The 16,216-nt window shown below is 67.9% G+C and carries 17 protein-coding genes and 1 tRNA gene; 12 read left to right on the top strand and 6 right to left on the bottom strand.

Annotated features, from left to right (window positions below):
* Positions 1–130 precede the first annotated feature (130 nt).
* Complete coding sequence (gene nrdR / locus E3U25_RS14725; RefSeq protein ID WP_036751029.1) at positions 131–595, top strand: transcriptional regulator NrdR; 465 nt, start codon at positions 131–133, stop codon at positions 593–595.
* A 14-nt stretch (positions 596–609) separates the two neighbouring features.
* Entirely contained in the window at positions 610–1,602 is a 993-nt protein-coding gene (gene ribD / locus E3U25_RS14720; protein ID WP_116222463.1) for a bifunctional diaminohydroxyphosphoribosylaminopyrimidine deaminase/5-amino-6-(5-phosphoribosylamino)uracil reductase RibD, read from the top strand.
* A 15-nt stretch (positions 1,603–1,617) separates the two neighbouring features.
* Here ribD and E3U25_RS14715 read toward each other — a convergent pair whose 3' ends face one another.
* The 3 genes from E3U25_RS14715 to E3U25_RS14705 form a co-directional block, all read right to left on the bottom strand.
* Complete coding sequence (locus tag E3U25_RS14715; protein ID WP_116222352.1) at positions 1,618–3,609, bottom strand: capsular polysaccharide biosynthesis protein; 1,992 nt, start codon at positions 3,607–3,609, stop codon at positions 1,618–1,620.
* Positions 3,610–3,613: 4 nt separating this feature from the next.
* Positions 3,614–4,744 (bottom strand): polysaccharide biosynthesis/export family protein, encoded by a 1,131-nt coding sequence (locus E3U25_RS14710; protein ID WP_181180881.1) that lies wholly within the window; start codon positions 4,742–4,744, stop codon positions 3,614–3,616.
* Positions 4,745–4,893: 149 nt separating this feature from the next.
* Positions 4,894–6,309 carry a capsule biosynthesis protein gene (locus E3U25_RS14705; protein ID WP_116222464.1) on the bottom strand — a complete coding sequence of 472 codons (1,416 nt, stop codon included), beginning with the start codon at positions 6,307–6,309 and terminating at the stop codon, positions 4,894–4,896.
* Positions 6,310–6,535: 226 nt separating this feature from the next.
* On the opposite strand from E3U25_RS14705, the gene E3U25_RS14700 reads away from it, so the two are divergent.
* The 8 genes from E3U25_RS14700 (at position 6,536) to E3U25_RS14665 (ending at position 12,411) form a co-directional block, all read left to right on the top strand.
* Positions 6,536–7,129 (top strand): riboflavin synthase, encoded by a 594-nt coding sequence (locus E3U25_RS14700; RefSeq protein ID WP_116222353.1) that lies wholly within the window; start codon positions 6,536–6,538, stop codon positions 7,127–7,129.
* A complete protein-coding gene (locus E3U25_RS14695; protein WP_036751022.1) occupies positions 7,129–7,707 on the top strand; it encodes a hypothetical protein in 579 nt (192 codons plus the stop codon). Before E3U25_RS14700 ends, E3U25_RS14695 begins: the two co-directional genes overlap by 1 nt.
* Positions 7,697–8,815: a 3,4-dihydroxy-2-butanone-4-phosphate synthase gene (ribB, locus tag E3U25_RS14690; RefSeq protein WP_036751019.1), complete on the top strand. Its 1,119-nt coding sequence runs from the start codon at positions 7,697–7,699 to the stop codon at positions 8,813–8,815. The genes E3U25_RS14695 and ribB overlap by 11 nt, the downstream gene beginning before the upstream one ends.
* 4 nt (positions 8,816–8,819) lie before the next feature.
* Positions 8,820–9,371, top strand: a complete 552-nt coding sequence (locus tag E3U25_RS14685) for a 6,7-dimethyl-8-ribityllumazine synthase (RefSeq protein WP_036751016.1) — start codon at positions 8,820–8,822, stop codon at positions 9,369–9,371.
* The gene (nusB, locus tag E3U25_RS14680; RefSeq protein ID WP_036751013.1) at positions 9,368–9,868 is read left to right on the top strand and encodes a transcription antitermination factor NusB; all 501 of its coding nucleotides are present in this window, start codon (positions 9,368–9,370) and stop codon (positions 9,866–9,868) included. The genes E3U25_RS14685 and nusB overlap by 4 nt, the downstream gene beginning before the upstream one ends.
* 82 nt (positions 9,869–9,950) lie before the next feature.
* On the top strand, positions 9,951–10,256 hold the full coding sequence (locus E3U25_RS14675; protein WP_072462862.1) for a hypothetical protein: 306 nt from the start codon (positions 9,951–9,953) through the stop codon (positions 10,254–10,256).
* Between the two features lie 422 nt (positions 10,257–10,678).
* Positions 10,679–11,599: a DUF481 domain-containing protein gene (locus E3U25_RS14670; RefSeq protein ID WP_036759386.1), complete on the top strand. Its 921-nt coding sequence runs from the start codon at positions 10,679–10,681 to the stop codon at positions 11,597–11,599.
* A gap of 335 nt (positions 11,600–11,934) precedes the next feature.
* Positions 11,935–12,411: an MmcB family DNA repair protein gene (locus E3U25_RS14665; RefSeq protein ID WP_036759385.1), complete on the top strand. Its 477-nt coding sequence runs from the start codon at positions 11,935–11,937 to the stop codon at positions 12,409–12,411.
* Here E3U25_RS14665 and E3U25_RS14660 read toward each other — a convergent pair.
* The gene (locus E3U25_RS14660; RefSeq protein WP_024844535.1) at positions 12,392–12,619 is read right to left on the bottom strand and encodes a DUF6324 family protein; all 228 of its coding nucleotides are present in this window, start codon (positions 12,617–12,619) and stop codon (positions 12,392–12,394) included. The genes E3U25_RS14665 and E3U25_RS14660 overlap by 20 nt on opposite strands.
* A 116-nt stretch (positions 12,620–12,735) precedes the next feature.
* Here E3U25_RS14660 and E3U25_RS14655 point away from each other — a divergent pair.
* Positions 12,736–12,812 (top strand) — tRNA-His (locus tag E3U25_RS14655).
* A gap of 348 nt (positions 12,813–13,160) precedes the next feature.
* The gene (locus E3U25_RS14650; protein WP_255469756.1) at positions 13,161–13,736 is read left to right on the top strand and encodes an outer membrane protein; all 576 of its coding nucleotides are present in this window, start codon (positions 13,161–13,163) and stop codon (positions 13,734–13,736) included.
* Between the two features lie 614 nt (positions 13,737–14,350).
* On the opposite strand, the gene E3U25_RS14645 is transcribed toward E3U25_RS14650, so the two are convergent.
* Both E3U25_RS14645 and E3U25_RS14640 read right to left on the bottom strand, forming a co-directional pair.
* Positions 14,351–15,592: a type II toxin-antitoxin system HipA family toxin gene (locus tag E3U25_RS14645; RefSeq protein ID WP_036744171.1), complete on the bottom strand. Its 1,242-nt coding sequence runs from the start codon at positions 15,590–15,592 to the stop codon at positions 14,351–14,353.
* Positions 15,582–15,887: a helix-turn-helix domain-containing protein gene (locus E3U25_RS14640; protein WP_244295223.1), complete on the bottom strand. Its 306-nt coding sequence runs from the start codon at positions 15,885–15,887 to the stop codon at positions 15,582–15,584. The genes E3U25_RS14645 and E3U25_RS14640 overlap by 11 nt, the downstream gene beginning before the upstream one ends.
* Positions 15,888–16,216 lie beyond the last annotated feature (329 nt).

The following is a 16,216-nucleotide window of genomic DNA, read 5'->3' as shown; positions in this document are numbered from 1 at the left end:
TTGCGCAATTGCCGCAGCGTCAGTCCGCCCAGCCCGCGCATCGCCGATCTTGTAGGGCGCTCAACGCACTACCCAAGCGGTTTGGGCTTGCCTATACTGGCAGGGGTCCGGGGCTTTGGGGGAACAAGGGATGCGCTGTCCTTTCTGTGGAAATGTCGATACGCAGGTCAAGGATTCGCGTCCGGCCGAAGACAACGTGGCGATCCGCCGACGCCGCTTCTGCCCGGCCTGCGGCGGCCGCTTCACCACCTATGAGCGGGTGCAGCTGCGCGACCTGGTCGTGGTCAAGTCCAGCGGAAGGCGCGAGGATTTCGACCGCGCCAAGCTGGAGCGCTCGATCCGCATCGCCATGCAGAAGCGCCCGATCGACCCCGAGCGCATCGACCAGATGATCTCGGGCATCGTGCGCCGGCTGGAAAGCATGGGCGACACCGACATCCCCTCGAAGGTCATCGGCGAGATCGTGATGGAGACGCTGGCCCGGATCGACACCGTTTCCTATGTCCGCTTCGCCAGCGTCTACAAGAACTTCCAGGCGGCGGACGATTTCGACAAGTTCGTGTCCGAGCTGCGCCCGCAGACGGTCGAGGAGTGACCGACCGCCGCCACATGCGCCATGCGCTGGCGCTGGCGCGGCGCGGCCTGGGCAATGTCTGGCCCAATCCGGCGGTGGGCTGCGTCCTGCTGCGCGACGGCGCGGTGGTCGGGCGCGGCTGGACCCAGCCCGGCGGCCGCCCCCATGCCGAGGTCATGGCGCTGGCCCAGGCCGGCGAGGCGGCGCGCGGCGCCACCGCCTATGTCACGCTGGAGCCCTGCGCCCATCACGGCAAGACCCCGCCCTGCGCCGAGGCGCTGGTCCGCGCCGGCATCGCCCGCGTCGTCACCGCCCTGACCGATCCCGACCCGCGCGTGGCCGGCCGCGGCCATGCCATCCTGCGCGCGGCCGGCATCGACGTGACCGAAGGCATCTGCGAGGCCGAGGCCCGCGCGGTGCAGCGCGGTTTCCTCAGCCGCATCCAGCGCGGCCGGCCGATGCTGACGCTGAAGCTGGGCGCCAGCTTCGACGGCCGCATCGCCACCGCCTCGGGCGAAAGCCAGTGGATCACCGGGGCCGAGGCCCGCCGCCATGTCCATGCCCTGCGCCTGGGCCATGACGCGGTGATGGTCGGCGGCGAGACGGCGCGCGCCGACCGGCCGGGGCTGAACGTGCGCGGCTTCGGCCCGGTGCGGCAGCCGGTGCGGATCGTGGTCTCGTCGCGCCCCTTGCCCGACCTGCCGGATGAGGGGCCGGAGCATGGCCCGCTGTGGCAGCTCGCCGGCCGCCCCGAGGATGTCATGGCCGAACTGGGCGTCCGTGGCCTGACCCGTGTCCTTTGCGAAGGCGGCGGGGTGCTGGCGGCCAGCCTGTTGCGCGCGGGGCTGGTGGACCAGTTGATCGGCTATAGCGCCGGGGTGGTGCTGGGCGGCGACGGCCGCGCCGGAATCGGCGCGCTGGGGCTCGAGCGACTGGCCGATGCGCCGCGCTTCCGGCTGGCCGAGACGCGCCGGATCGGCCCCGACGTCCTGCATCGCTGGCTGCGCGATGATGCGGTGGAGCGTTAATCAATCGGTCGTGGCCTAGCGCCGCCAGAGCCAGGCGTGGCCGGCCAGCAGGCCCTGCGCCTTGGACAGCAGCCGCAGCGCCGGGCCGCCCGCGCCGAATCCCGGATCGCGCAGCCGTTCGACGGCGACCTCGGGCGGGCAGGGCAGGTGGCTCACCGGGTCGAAATAGCGCGGATAGGCGATCAGCGCGGCATGGACCAGCAGCGCGAGGTCCGCCCGCACCTGCCGCCGCGCCGGCACCGGCCCCAGGTCGCGCGTCAGCCCCCAGCCGGCATAGAAGGGCGCGCCCAGCGTGGTGACGGGCAGGCCGCGCAACAGCGCCTCGAACCCCAGGGTCGAGGTCATGGTCCAGACCTCGTCCACCCGGCCCATCAGCGCATCGGCGGCCGCGTTGCGGGCGACCACATCGGCCAGCCGTTCCAGATCGGCCGGGGCGACCAGGCCGGGGCGCAACCCGGCCTCGACATCGGGATGCGGCTTGTAGACCAGCACCGCATCGGGATTCTCGGCCCGCGTGCGCTCCAGCAGGGCCAGGTTGGTGCGCTCGGTTCCCGCGCCCAGGCGGATCGAGGCATCGTCCTCGACCTGGCCCGGCACCAGGATGCGACGGCCGGGCGGCAGGTCGGGCGGCCCGCCGGACAGGTTGTATTTGGTGATCCCGGCCTCGACCAGCAGCCGGGCCAGGCGCAGGGCGCGGTCCCGCCCGCCGGGGGGCAGGGGTTCGGCCATCAGCCGCTCGAACCGGCTTTCGCGGCCGGGGTCGTAATAGATGCCCAGGTCGTCGGCGACCAGCGACAGGGGCGGGACCAGCGCCGCCCCCAGCCCGCGCGAGCGCAGGAATCCGTCCTCGACCCGCAGCGCGCCGGGCACCTGATCGGCGCGGCCTGCCCAGGCCATGGTCACGCCCGGTCCCGGTTTCGCGATAAAGCGCACCCCCCGGCCGCTGCCGAAGAACCGCGCCATGAACGGGCGTTTCCACAGCCGGATGCCATGCGCGCGATGGCCGGCATGGTCCTGGCGCCAGGCGCGGGCCTCGGCCTCGATCTGCTCCAGCGCGCCCTCGAAATCCGTCAGCCGGTCGCGGCAGGGATCATACCAGGTCGGCGCCAGCAGGTGGCTGGCGGCGAAAAGCTGCTCGATGCTGGCCGGGCTGCGGCGCGGGATCGGGTGCTGGTCGTCCGTCAGGCCCCAGCCGGCATAGAAGGGACGGCCGAAGATGCGCGGCCGGTGGCCGGCCAGCATCGCCTCGTATCCCAGCTGCGAGGAAAAGGCATAGACCCGCGCCGCGCCCGCAAGCAGCGCCCAGGGCGACACCGCGCCGTCGCAAAAGACCTCGCCGCGGCGCAGGTCGGCGGGGGTGAAATGGCCGGGGCGCAGGCCGCGCGCGGTCTCGGGATGGCTGCGCAGCACCAGCGGCAGGCCGGGATTTTCGTCGCGCGCCGCCTCCAGCATGGCCAGGAAATCCGCCCGGCCCGCCCCGCGCAGCGAGGCGTCGCCGCGGGTCTGGTCGATGACCAGCACATAGCCGGCGGCGGGCGGCGCGACCTGGGGCAGATGCGCGTTGTATTTCGACAGGTCGGCGGCGATCAGCCGCGCGATCCCCTGTCGCGCGCGTTGCAGCTGCGCCTGGGTGCCGGGCGCATGCACCAGCGTTTCGATCAGCGAGGGCGCCTCGGCGTCGAAATGCAGCCCGACGGGGTCGACCAGCAGGCCGATGGGCCCGCGCCGCGCCACCGCGCCGCGCGCCCGTCCCGGCAGGACCGAGCGCAGGAAGGCGTCCTCGACCCGCACCAGCCGGGCGCCGCGGCGGGCGGCCAGCGCCTTGCCGCGCCAGGCGGTCGGGCTGTCGCCCCAGATGCCGACGTGATCGCCGGGGCCGGGCAGGCCGATGCGGGGCGACCATCCGGCCAGCTGCAGGATGCGGCGTAGGCGAGGCCGGGTCAGGAAACCGCCGCTGCATATGAAAAGCCGCCGGGAATCCCCGGCGGCATCGTCGTTCTGCTCCACGTCCTTACCGGAAGGCGCTGTCTACCGAGCCGACCTCGGTCGCGGTGCCCAGGATCGACTGCAGGGTCTTGCGCCATTGCACGAAGGGCGCCTCGGTCACATAGACGGTGTCGCCGTCGCGGATGACGAAATCGCGCGCCAGGAACATGCCGTCGGGCCTGGTCAGGTCCAGCACATAGGCGACGCGCTGGCTGCCCTGGATGTCGCCGCGGCCCAGCACGGCGCGGGCCACCGCCGGCGGCTCGTCGCGCAGCACGAACACGCCCTTGGGATCGGCCAGCGCGGTGCTGAGGCCGCCGACCATGGCCACCGCCTCGATGGCGTTGATCTGTTCATTGCCCAAGGGCACCTTGGTCTGGCCGCCAAGCGCGCCAAGCGCGGTAAAGCTGCGCTCGTCCTCTTCGACCAGGATCACGTCGCCGGGGCGCAGCGCGATGTCGTTGCGCGCGTTGGAATACAGGTCGCGCAGCCAGACCTTGCCGCTGGAATTGCCGCGCTTGACCGTGACCACGGCGATCTCGGGCTCGATCGAGACGCCGCCCGAGCGCGACAGCATCGAGGAAAGGTTGCGGGTCGGGCGCTCGATCGGATAGACGCCCTGCGCGTTCACCTTGCCCATGACCGAGACGGTGGCGCCGTCGCCGGCGACGCGCGTGACCATGACCTGCGGGTCTGGGGTCTGGGTTTCCAGCTTCTGGGTGATGATGCGGCGCAGCTCTTCGGGGCTGTTGCCGGCGGCCAGCACCCGGCCGGCATAGGGCACGAAGATATAGCCCTGGCTGTCCACCTGCAATTCGGTCAGCTGGGTCGAGCTTGTCCCCATCGAGGCCAGCAGCCCGTCATCGACGTTTTCCCAGATCGACAGCCCCAGCACGTCGCCGGGCCGGATGTCGTCGGCCGCGACCGTCCCGGCCGAGCGGAAATCGGCCGAGAACCCATAGGCGGGGGTAAAGTTCGCCGCCCGGTTCACCCGGTCGTCGACATGCACGATATGGGTGCTGCCGCCCTTTTCCACCGCGCCGGACATGATCTGGCCCTTGGTGGGGCCCGAGCGCGGCAAACCGCAGGCGGAGACGAGAAGCATTCCCCCCAGAATCGCGACCCGCGTCAGGCGCGCGGCAAGGCTGCGGCGCATGCGGAGCGGCGCCGCACCGGATCGAAGGGGCGAAAAAATGGCTTGCGTCAAACTGTTGCTCCTGTCCTCTCGTGCGATTCCCGGATCGCAGGTCGTATTTTTCCGCACGTTAACCCAGCAACCAGGGGTTTTCCATATTTTTGCCCTGCTCAATCGTCCTTGCCGCCCATCTGTTGCCGATATTTGCCACGTCCGGCGAAAAGCGCCTGATAGGGATCCTCGGGCGCCAGGATCATGTCCACCACGATGCGCAGCGCATGGGCGCGGGACCGCGCGGCGTAAAACCCGCCCGGCACCTGGCTGCTTTCCAGCAGGAAGTCGCGATAGCGGCGATAGGCCAGGGCATGGGGCGGGCGCGGGTCGTGCAGGAATTCGTCCAGGCTCTGGTCCGAGACGAGGCCGGGCTTGTCGAAGACCGCCTGGCCCATGGCCTTGACCGGCAGCCCGCGCCACAGCGCCTGCTGCGCGGCGGTCGAGTTCACCGTCACCGCCGCATGGGCCTGGTTCAGCAGCCGCGCCAGCTTGCCGCCGCGCACGAAATGGACCCGGTCCTCGATCCCCAGCTCGCGCGCCCTGGCCAGGATGGCGTGGCGGATGCCGCCGCGCCCGTCCTCGAGCGGATGGGCCTTGAAGACGATGTGGTGGTGGCGCGGCGCCGAGCGGGCGAAGGCGGTCAGCACTTCGTCGGTGAACTCGGCCATGCGGCGATAGGGGGAATGGGCGACGAAGTTGGAATCATGTTCCAGCTGCATCAGCACCAGCACATAGGGAAAGCCGCCGCGGCGCACCGCCCCCGCCTCGCGCATGCGGGCCAGGGCGTGCAAGGGCGTCAGCAGGAAGCGGCGCAGGTTCAGCCGGAATTCCTGGAACACGCCGATCTGGCGGTGGGTGCGGTAGCCGGGATAGCGGCGGTTCGCCACCAGCACCAGGAAGTGATAGAGCGCGCCATAGAACTTGTGCTGGCGCATGTCGCCCCAGCGCGCCGGCGGGCGGTGCATCTCGGCGATGCGGTTGCGCAGGGCATTGCGCATCTCGCGCAGAGGGATGCGCATCAGCGCCGAATGCCCGTTCGAGCCGCCGCGCTCATAGGTGATCCAGAACGGGCGCAGATAGCCTTCCTCGAAGACATGCAGCACCAGGTCGTGGCGCCGCGCCGCCTCGCGCGCGGCGGCATGGACCGGGCGCACGTCGCCGTAAAGCACGATGTCGGTCACGCCCTTTTCGGTGACGATGCGGTCCAGGTGGTCGGGCCAGTCCTCGGGCCCGGTGTCGTGGCGGATGAACCGGGACGCGTCGGACCAGAAGAACTCGTCGCCGGCGTTGAAGCCGACGCGCCAGACCTGGGCGCCGGTGGCGCGCAAAAGCCGGCCGACGCGGTCGAAGAACGGGCCGTGCGGGCCCTGCAGCATCAGGAAGACGCGCTTGGCTGCGGGCAATGCGGCGGTCGCCGCCACCGGGACCAGCTTGCGCTGGGGCGGCGGCGGATCGGGCGGCGCAAGCGGGCGCTGGGGTGCCGCAGGCGCCGGGGCGGGGCGCAGATCGCGGACGTGGCGGGGGCCGGTCATGGGATTGAGCATATGAGCCTGGTGTCTGTTTGTGCAGGAATCGGGCTTTTCGCTACAGGCGGGGCCCAGCCACCGAGGTCATATTCCCTCTGATTGCACCAAAATCCCGCCGCTGTCACGGCCTTTCCTCATTTTGCCTTAATCGGCGCGGCCCCCGGCTGCGGCTTTGCTTGAAGATCGCGCGCCGAGGCTCTAGTTCTCGGGCAGCCAAAGGAAGGGGGCGTCCATGTTTACCGGCATCATCACCGATATCGGCGAGGTATCCCGCGTCGAGATGCGCGGCGACATGCGGGCGCGGATTTCCTGCCATTACGAGATGGCGGGGGTGGACCTGGGCGCCTCGATCTCCTGCGACGGCATCTGCCTGACCGTGGTCGAGAAGGGGGCGGACTGGTTCGACGTGGACATCTCGGCCGAGACCATCTCCAAGACCAACATCGGCGCCAACGGCTGGGCGCCCGGCAAGCGGCTGAACCTGGAACGCGCGCTGCGCGTCGGCGACGAGCTGGGCGGGCATATCGTCTCGGGCCATGTCGACGGCGTCGCGGTGATCGAGGAGATGCGCGACGAAGGCGGCAGCACCCGCATCACCCTGCGCGCGCCCAGGGCGCTGGCGCGCTTCATCGCGCCCAAGGGCTCGGTGGCGCTGAACGGCACCTCGCTGACGGTGAACGAGGTCGAGGGCGACCGCTTCGGCGTGAACGTCATCCCCCACACCCAGGCCGTGACCACCTGGGGCGAGATGCAGCCGGGCGACGAGGTGAACCTGGAAATCGACACGCTGGCGCGCTATGTCGCGCGGCTGGCCGAGGCGGGCTGATGGCCGGGATCGGCCATAACCGCGGTCCGGCGCTGTCCCCCGAGGCGGGCCGTGGCTTTCGCGCCCATGCCTGGACCGTGGCGCGGCGCGAGCTGCTGGGCGCGCGGCTGCCGGTCGAGGTGGTGCGCATGCAGGTCCGCCGGGCCAGGCAGCTGGGGCTGGACTACAAGACCTATGCCGGGGTGCGGGCGACGACCGGGCGCGACCTGGTGGCGTTTCTTTACTCGACGAATGCGCTGGGGGTGTTCCGCGACGGCCAGCCGGTCGGCGCGGCCGAGCGCCGGCGCATCGCCGAAAGTGCCGCCGCGCCGCATCTGGGCTGCGCGCCGGGGCTTGCGCCCGATGCGATCGCGGTGCAGATCGGGGCGGTCTCGGCCGAACGCCTGCCGCCCTTTGGCGCCAGCTGGTCGGCGATCCGGGACGGGATGAAGGGCTGGCTGCGGGCACGGGGCCTGCCCGGCGATGCGGTGCTGATGATCGGCGAGACCGGGCATGAGCGGGAAATGATGGTGGCAGGCGGGCTGGCGGGTTTCGTCACCGGCCGGCAATTCTTTGCAGGAGCGGCGGATGCAGTATGAAAAGCCGGGGCCGGTCGAGCGCGACTGGTCCGACGCGATCTCTCCCATCGAGGAGATCATCAACGAGGCCCGCAACGGCCGCATGTTCATCCTGGTCGACCACGAGGACCGCGAGAACGAGGGCGACCTGGTCATCCCCGCCCAGATGGCCACGCCCGAGGCGATCAACTTCATGGCCACCCATGGCCGCGGGCTGATCTGCCTGTCGCTGCCCGGCCCGCGCATCGACGCGCTTGGCCTGCAGCTGATGAGCCCCAAGAACTCCAGCCGGCACGAGACCGCCTTCACCATGTCGATCGAGGCGCGCGAGGGCGTGACCACCGGCATCTCGGCCCATGACCGCGCCCATACCGTCGCGGTGGCCATCGACCCCAGCAAGGGCGCGGCCGACATCGCCACGCCCGGCCATGTCTTTCCGCTGCGCGCCCGCGAGGGCGGCGTGCTGGTGCGCGCCGGCCATACCGAGGCGGCGGTGGACGTGGCGCGGCTGGCGGGGCTGAACCCCTCGGGCGTGATCTGCGAGATCATGAACGAGGACGGCACCATGGCGCGGCTGCCGGACCTGGTGGCATTCGCGCAGAAGCACGGGCTGAAGATCGGCACCATCAGCGACCTGATCGCCTATCGCCGCCGCCACGACAACCTGATCGCCGAGCGCGGCCAGCGCGCCGTGCATTCGATCCATGGCGGCGACTGGATGATGCGCATCTTCGCCGACGAGACCTCGGGGGCCGAGCATATCGTGCTGACCAAGGGCGACCTGACCGCGCCCGGCCCGGTGCCGGTGCGCATGCATGTGCTGGACCCGCTGCACGACGTCCTGGGCATCGGGCGCGAGAGCGCCGGCACCCTGGACGCCGCCATGCGCGTCATCGCCCAGGAGGGTAGGGGCGTCGTGGTGCTGTTTCGCGACCTCGAGCCGCGCCTGCCGCGCCAGGACGAGGTTTCCTCGCATGTGCTGCGCCAATACGGGCTGGGGGCGCAGATCCTCTCGGCGCTCGGCCTGTCCGAGCTGGTGGTGCTGACCAATTCGGCGCCGGTCAAGGTGGTCGGGCTTGACGCCTACGGGCTTTCGATCCATTCCACCCGCTCGATTCCCAAAGAGTGACGAAATGGCCGCCAGCATCGAACATGACCAATTGCCGCTGCCCCGGATCGAGGGCGGCGCGCGCCTGCTGATCGTGGTCGCGCCCTATTACCGCCAGATCGCCGACGGGCTGATCGCCGGCGCGCGCGGCGTGGCCGAGACCGCCGGCGCCACCGTCGATCTGGTCGAGGTGCCCGGCGCGCTGGAAATCCCCAGCGCCATCGCCCTGGCGGCCGGCCGCAACCTTTACGACGGCTATGTCGCGCTTGGCTGCGTGATCCGCGGCGAGACGACGCATTACGACACCGTCTGCAACGACAGCTCGCGCGGGCTGATGCTGCTGGGCCTGCAGGGCCATTGCATCGGCAACGGCATCCTGACGGTGGAAAACACCGCCCAGGCCGAGTTGCGCGCCGATCCGCAGGGCCAAAACAAGGGCGGCGGGGCCGCGGCCGCGGCGCTGCACCTGATCGCGCTCAAGCGCGGCTGGGCCGGGCAATCGCCGCGGGGCGACGCCCCGGTGCCGCGCGACGTGATCAAGCTGGCCGGCGAGATCGACGGGCCGGGCAGCGCATGAGCGGGGCGGGCGACAAGACGCGCCGCGACGGCGACCGGCAGGCGCGGCAGGCCCGCGCCGCGGCCGCGCGGCTTTATGCGGTGCAGGCGCTGTTCCAGATGGAGGCGGGCGGCCAGTCCGCCGACCGCGTGCAGCGCGAGTTCCTGAACTGGCGCATCGGCCGCGAGGACGAGGACGAGGACATGGTCTCGGCCGAGGCCGACCAGGCGCTGTTCACCCGCATCGTGGACGATGCCGTCACCTGGCAGTCGCGGATCGACCAGATGACCGACCGGGCGCTGGTGGCGAAATGGCCGATCGGCCGCATCGACCCGGTGCTGCGCTCGGTCTTCCGGGCCGCGGGCGCCGAGCTGGTGACGCCCAAGACCCCGCCCAAGGTGGTCATCGCCGAATATGTCCGCCTGTCGCAGGCCTTCTTCGCCGAGGGGCGCGAGTCGAAATTCGTCAACGCGGTGCTGGACCACATGGCGCGCGAGGCCCGTCCCGAGGCATTCTGACGCGGGGCGCGCGGGATTTTCCCCTCGGGCTTTGCCGCGATCCGCGCTAGAATGGCCGGGCTTGTCTGTTCCGGGAAAAAAGATGCCGCAACTCGTCCGGCTTTATATCGTCAGCATCGCCATCGGCTTCGCGCTGGCGCTGGCCTTTACCGCGCTGCTTCTGGCGCTGGATGTCGGCACGCTGCGGCATCTGGTGACGGCCACGCGCGGCGGCTGGATCGCGGTGCTGATGCTGGTCGTCTTCCACACCATCCTGTTCTCGGGGGTGCAGTTCGGCATCCGCATCATGCTGATGGCCCGCAAGGATGGCCGCGGCGGCGGCCTGCGGCAGCGGATTCGCCCCAACCCCGCGCCCGCCATGGCCCCCGCCGCCACCCGCCCGCGCTGATTTCGCGGCCCCGCCCGGCAGGCGCTGCATTTTTGCGTCGCCACTGTGGACCTTTCGCAACAATTTCATCTCGGAAAGGCGCCGATCCGGTGCCTTTTTTTTGTGCAACGCCTTGCCGTCATCCCGGTGTTTCAGCATTGTCATCTTTCGTTAGCAATGTGGTGCCCTGTTACCCGCCTGAGGCCGCGCCGAAAATTTCGTGCAACCGGCGGGCGAAAAGGTTTCATCACGTTTTCGCATGATCCGTTTTCCGCCGATGGGCAGGTTCCCGCCGAATTTCACGTTTTTGCGAGTTTTTGCGCAGTTTTCCGGGCCTCTTTATCGTCGGGCGCGACGGTTCTACCTCTGGGCCAGCAGAGATGCTCGTGGTTCCGCAAGGGCGGTGCCACGGACACGAAACGGTTCGGAAAAGGACTGACACAATGAAGACGCTTGCTTACCTCGCCGGTGCCACCGCCCTGGCCGCCGCGTTCTCGGCCCCCGCTTTCGCGCAATCCGAAATCGCCACGGGCGCCGATGCCACCGGCATCACGGAAGTCAACGAACAGATGCGGGACGTCGAGGAGGCGGTCCGCGACGATTTCGACCGCTCGTCCGACGCCTATCGCTTCGGCAATCCCGAGCGCCGCCAAGGCGTGTTCGGCTCGGTCGCGCTGAGCTACGTCGGCCGCACCGGCAACAGCGAGAACCAGGACTTCAGCCTGGCCGGCCGCCTGTCGTCGAACCAGGGCCGCTTCTCGCAATCGGTCGGTATCCTGCTTGAATACGGCGAGAACAATGCCGGCGACACGGATACCGAAAAGACCTATGTCATCTACGAAGGCATGTATGACATCAACGATCGCTTCTACGGCTTCGCTCTGGGTCGTCTGACGACCGATGCGCTGGCCAACGATCCGGTCAGCCTGGCCACCGACGAGAGCTTCGCGGACTTGGACGGCCGCCTGAAGCGTGACGCCTATTTCGGCGTCGGTCCGGGTTACCGCGTGATCAACAACGACACCACCGCCTGGCGCGTGCAGGCCGCCGTCGGCGTGCGCTACACCAAGGCCGTGGACGTGATCGACCCGGTCGCCGAGACCTACGACTACAACACGGAAACCGAAGTCGGCTACCTGCTGTCGTCGCGTTTCTATCACCGGATCAACGACCAGTTCTTCATCACCAACGACACCGACTATCTGACCTCGGACGCGAACGATACCGCGACCAACGAACTGGGTCTGAACTTCAAGATGACGGAAGCCTTCGCGACCCGGATTTCCTATAAGACCGAGTATGTTTCGGATCGCGCGACCCGCACCGACAACACGCTGGGCGTGTCGCTGGTCTACGGCTTCTGATCGAGCAGAAGAAAAAGATCTCTCCTCTCTCTCCATGGGCGGCCTTCGGGCCGCCCCTTTTTGCATCGGGAGCAGGGGGAAAAGCGGTGGCGGGAACCGCAGCGACCGTGGCGGCGCAGGTTTCCCCGAAAGCCTGGATGTCCAGGTGGGAACCGGATAACGGGACCAGGGCCCCGACAGAGCCAGCCCCCTCGGTGAAGTTATAGGCCAGTGAGAAAGATGGCCGCGCACGAGAAGAGCAGAAACCCGCCAGCCCCAAAGATAGGACGGCCGCCCATGGGCTGCAAGGGCGGCGCGGGCTTGCACAATGTTTCCCTTTCGTTCATGGTGGGCGCATGAACAGCGCCGCCGATCCGACCGCCGATCTTCTGCCCGCCCTGCCGGGCCAGCGGCTTGCGCGCGGGGTGGCGCGGATGCTGGCCGGGCTGGGCCATGCGGCGCTGCCGGAATTTGTCCCGGCGGGCGGGCTGCGGGTCGACGTGATCTCGGTCACGCCCAGGGGCGAGATTTGGGTCGTCGAATGCAAGAGCTGCCGGGCCGATTTCGTCTCGGACCGGAAATGGCAGGGCTATCTGCAGTTCTGCGACCGCTTCTTCTGGGCGGTGGATGCCGATTTCCCCGAAGACCTGCTGCCCCAGGGCTCGGGCCTGATCCGCGCCGACAGCTGGGGGGCCGAGCTGGTGCGCATGGCCCCCGAATCGCGGCTGGCCGGGGCGCGGCGCAGCCGGCTTTTGCGCGACATCGCCCGCGTCTCGACCGCGCGGCTTCTGGCGCTGACCGATCCGATGGGGATCAGCGGCGCGGCTTCCTGACATCCTTGCCGGGTTTCGAGGGGCCGCCGATGCTGCGCGCGGCCTCGGCGGCGGCCAGCAGTTCCTCGGCGATTTCCTCGGCCTCGTCGGGGTCGAAGTCCAGCGGCAGGTCGACGTTCTCGGCCTCGACATAGATCCTGACCATGCCGCGGTCGGTGGGGCCGATCTGAAGATTGGCGGCGATGTCGCTTTGGCTGTTGATGCTCATGCTGGCTCTCCTGGCGCCTGGCCTCATGGATCCGGGGGATTTTCCTTAACCCGCATGCGAATTTCCGGCAAGACGGGCTTGCGCAGCCCGGTGGCTGGCGCTAGATACCCGCCTGTGCCGCCTTAGCTCAGTTGGTTAGAGCGCTAGATTGTGGATCTAGAGGTCCCCCGTTCGAGCCGGGGAGGCGGTACCATCCAATCAGCCACCAAGCGCAAGAAGCCGGACGGATCATGATCCGTGCAGGCGACGGCCGTTTGAACGCGGTGCGGCTTGCGCCCCAGCGATTCCCGGTCCAGGGCAGCGCCCCGTCGGTTGCCTGGGGCAGGGCGGCGGCCTGCTGTGCCGCGGCTAGGATGTCGTGTTTTCATCGGCGCGGGATCGTCGGCTTGAGCTTATAAAGCTCCGGCGCAGGCATGATATGCAAATGTCCGAGTCATAAAAATATCACATCGCCCTCGCGGCTTTTTCCGGCCGCTTTTCCGGTCGCGGCTTTGCCGATATGCGCCGCCGGCGAGCATTCGCATGACTTACGGAGATGAAGTTGAAAACTGCATTCTATGCCGCCGCGGCCAGCCTTGTTGCGGGCGCCTCCTTTGCCGGGGGATATGTTCCTCCGGTCGTTGAGCAGCCGGTGGCCGTCGCGCAAACCCGCGCCGATGTCGATTGGACCGGGTTCTATGCCGGTCTCCAATACGGGCAGGGCAGCCTCGACGCCTCGGTTCCCGGCGTCACCGTCGATGCGGGCGATTTCGACGCGCTTGGCCTGCACGCCGGTTATCTGCGCGATTTCGGCCAGTTCGTCCTGGGCGGCGAACTGGACTACAACAATGTCGAGCATGACGATTTCGACGGCAGCGCGGACCTGTGGCGCCTGCGCGCCCGTGCCGGCTACGACATGGGCAAGTTCCAGCCCTATGTGACCCTGGGTGCCGCGCGTCTTTCGGGCGAGGATGCCAAGGAAACCGGCCTGACCTATGGCATTGGCGCCGATTTCCTTTTGACCGACAATTTCTCGGCCGGCCTGGAATACAGCCATGCCGATTTCTCGGATGTGGACGGCACCAATATCGACCTTGATGCGGATATGGTCCAGATCCGGGCGTCGTATCGGTTCTGACAAAACCTGGCCGGTCGTTTATGACCGGCCGATGGTTGTCGCGACAATGAAGCCGCCCCATGGGCGGCTTTTCAATATCCCGGAAAGCACCCCTTGATGATTTCGGGGGTCGAATCCCCAAGGTGGCGCTGCCGGTGCCGCTGCGCTATAGACGGCGATGCCGTTCCAGGAGCGGCGCCGGGGCGGTGGTTCCCTGGGATTTGCCAAGACCCCGCGATTCGCAGGCGGGAACAAGACAGGATCGGGCGGCGCGACCAGTGCTGGAAATGGCTGAGACGGATAGTTTCATCAACAAAAACAACAGCGCGCGGCTTTCCGTCGCGCCGATGATGGATTGGACGGATTTATATTGTAAATCAGGTGGTTGGTGAGTTCTGTGTGCAGTGTTTGCACACGAGTTTTCGCGCTTTGTTTCCTACTCATTCGCGCGATACGTCGCGATTCAGCCGCCGTAGCCTCGATCTTCATGCAACCTGCGCAGGCTGAATGAATTTCGTCTGAATGGAGTGTCCGTCCCGCCATTAGGTTGGACAGATTGTCACTTCCGATATGGCTTGCCGATCCACGATCCCCACCTGGGGCTGGTCCGGAAATTCCCGACCTCGGTCGTCCGGTCACCCGACCAGAATGGCCGTCATCGTCCGGACATGGGCGTCGATGCGCTCCAGGACCGCGCCGGGTACGACGGCGCGTTCGGGCAGATCCCACCAATGCGCGTCGACCGCCTGAACGGTTTCGGCAACCGCCTTCAAAACGGCGGGTTCGGGGAGCTTGGCGCGGTTGGCGAAAGTCTTCCAGCGCGCCGAGGTCAGTGCTTTGAAGGCGCGCTCGCCGCCGAGCGATAGGGCCAGGTCGTCCGCAGGAAGATAAGGGATGGTCGAGAGCAGGTCGTAGACGGGCGCGAGGGCAGGGGCGTTGCCGTCCCCGGGGTAGATCAGCGACCAGTTTTTCAGATGCATGTCGCCATTGCCCATGATCACCGAGAGCGCGAGACGCCGGACGAACTCCAGCGCCGCCAACGGAGAAATGGCTATGCTGAGCGCCGATGCGATATCGTGATAGGCTGCGCCCTCGTATTTGCGCGCGGGGGGGATACCGAACACCTGGGCGAAATCCTCGATATGGATGCGCTGGCCGCCCGGCCCGCGATCGAAGCGGCGCAGCAGTAGGACCCGCCCCTCGGTCATGGTCTCGAATTCCGCTGGGATGCCGTCGAACTGGTCACGAGTGACCAGCTCGCGCTCGGGCACCTCCATGCCGATGGCTTCGGCCAGTGCGAGGTTGGCAAATTCGTTCTCCGATACCGCCGGAAAAGCCGTGGAGGGGAACTTGGCGATGTATTCTCCGTCGCCGTCGCCGAGCGGCACGGTCAGCCCGCCACCTTTGCCAGTGTTCTTCATCACTGAGAGCTTCATCTGGACGCCGGCCAGCGAGAAGCGAGCTTTCGGCGCCGTCTGGGTGGTCTTCGCTGGGGCCAGGGCAGGGCCGTCGCCCGGCAGGGCGCGCACAGCGCCGGGCAGATCGGCCCCGAGCGCTGCGAGCAGGTCGAAGTCATTGCCGGGACGGACACGCCCGGCGTGGTGCTTTTCCATCGCGTCGCGCAGCTTGTCCTCGGGAAGCAGGTTGGCGAAGAAGGCCGGTAAAGAGCCCGCGATCGGCCGCGGATCCTTCCGCAGCCCGCCATTCGCCGCCCGGAAGGAGAGACTGAGGATGGGGTATCCACCCGTCGCGCGATAGGCAGGAGCGAAGCTGAAAGCGTTGAAATCGCCCGGGGTTCGGACGATGGTGCCGATCTTGTGTCGGTTCAGGAAAATGTCGAGCGCCTGAACGCTGGCGGCGGTTGGTTCAGCGCTCATCGTCAGGCTCCGGCTGCGGTGCGAATGCCGGGGCATCCTCCCCAGCCTCGGGGCTGAGTAGGGTGTCGACCGCGGGCACCAGGAATTGGGGGATCAACATCATCTCGAGCCCGAGCGCGCGCGCAACATTCATCAGAGTAGTGGCGCGCGCGGCGGCAGCGCCCGTCTCGATGTCGCGGTAGCGCGGGCGGGAAATGCCAGCCAACTCGGCGACCTGTTCCTGGGTCAACCCGGCGGCCAGCCGCGCCCGGCGAAGCTGTGTGCCGATCGTGTGAAGAGAGGTTGTTTCGGGCACCAAGGATACCTTTGCGATTCATGTGATTGATATTGATCTGAAAACATATCATCATCCCGCTAAAATAGCAAGAATATGATCTGTATCCATATCTTCATGTTGTCTGAAGATACGTATAAGTAACATTGATGTGGGAGCCAAGGAACGACGGCAAGACGCGCAATCCGGTCGCACATAAGGGGCGTATCTGATGGGGGGCGACCTTCAGACGTAGGCGACGATCTGTTTTACGATGGGATGCATCCAGGCGGGCACAGAGGCGATGCCAGAAATCTGAGCAGCCGGGAGAGGGTCATCCAGGCCCGCGGCACCGCCTTGAGGGCCGAGCC

It is taken from the genome of Paracoccus versutus, from assembly GCF_029909795.1.
In the GTDB taxonomy this organism is placed as follows: Bacteria; Pseudomonadota; Alphaproteobacteria; order Rhodobacterales; family Rhodobacteraceae; genus Paracoccus; species Paracoccus versutus.
This window is presented reverse-complemented; position numbering and strand designations above follow the sequence as displayed.

Bases quoted from the DNA above. Each gene is read 5' to 3' on its own strand.
- E3U25_RS14695 (WP_036751022.1), top strand. From the start codon at position 7,129: ATGGCCGGGATCGGCCATAACCGCGGTCCGGCGCTGTCCCCCGAGGCG.
- E3U25_RS14665 (WP_036759385.1), top strand. From the start codon at position 11,935: ATGAACAGCGCCGCCGATCCGACCGCCGATCTTCTGCCCGCCCTGCCG.
- nrdR (WP_036751029.1), top strand. From the start codon at position 131: ATGCGCTGTCCTTTCTGTGGAAATGTCGATACGCAGGTCAAGGATTCG.
- E3U25_RS14685 (WP_036751016.1), top strand. From the start codon at position 8,820: ATGGCCGCCAGCATCGAACATGACCAATTGCCGCTGCCCCGGATCGAG.
- nusB (WP_036751013.1), top strand. From the start codon at position 9,368: ATGAGCGGGGCGGGCGACAAGACGCGCCGCGACGGCGACCGGCAGGCG.
- E3U25_RS14660 (WP_024844535.1), bottom strand. From the start codon at position 12,619: ATGAGCATCAACAGCCAAAGCGACATCGCCGCCAATCTTCAGATCGGC.
- E3U25_RS14645 (WP_036744171.1), bottom strand. From the start codon at position 15,592: ATGAGCGCTGAACCAACCGCCGCCAGCGTTCAGGCGCTCGACATTTTC.
- E3U25_RS14675 (WP_072462862.1), top strand. From the start codon at position 9,951: ATGCCGCAACTCGTCCGGCTTTATATCGTCAGCATCGCCATCGGCTTC.
- ribD (WP_116222463.1), top strand. From the start codon at position 610: ATGCGCCATGCGCTGGCGCTGGCGCGGCGCGGCCTGGGCAATGTCTGG.
- ribB (WP_036751019.1), top strand. From the start codon at position 7,697: ATGCAGTATGAAAAGCCGGGGCCGGTCGAGCGCGACTGGTCCGACGCG.
- E3U25_RS14705 (WP_116222464.1), bottom strand. From the start codon at position 6,309: ATGACCGGCCCCCGCCACGTCCGCGATCTGCGCCCCGCCCCGGCGCCT.
- E3U25_RS14700 (WP_116222353.1), top strand. From the start codon at position 6,536: ATGTTTACCGGCATCATCACCGATATCGGCGAGGTATCCCGCGTCGAG.
- E3U25_RS14670 (WP_036759386.1), top strand. From the start codon at position 10,679: ATGAAGACGCTTGCTTACCTCGCCGGTGCCACCGCCCTGGCCGCCGCG.
- E3U25_RS14710 (WP_181180881.1), bottom strand. From the start codon at position 4,744: ATGCGCCGCAGCCTTGCCGCGCGCCTGACGCGGGTCGCGATTCTGGGG.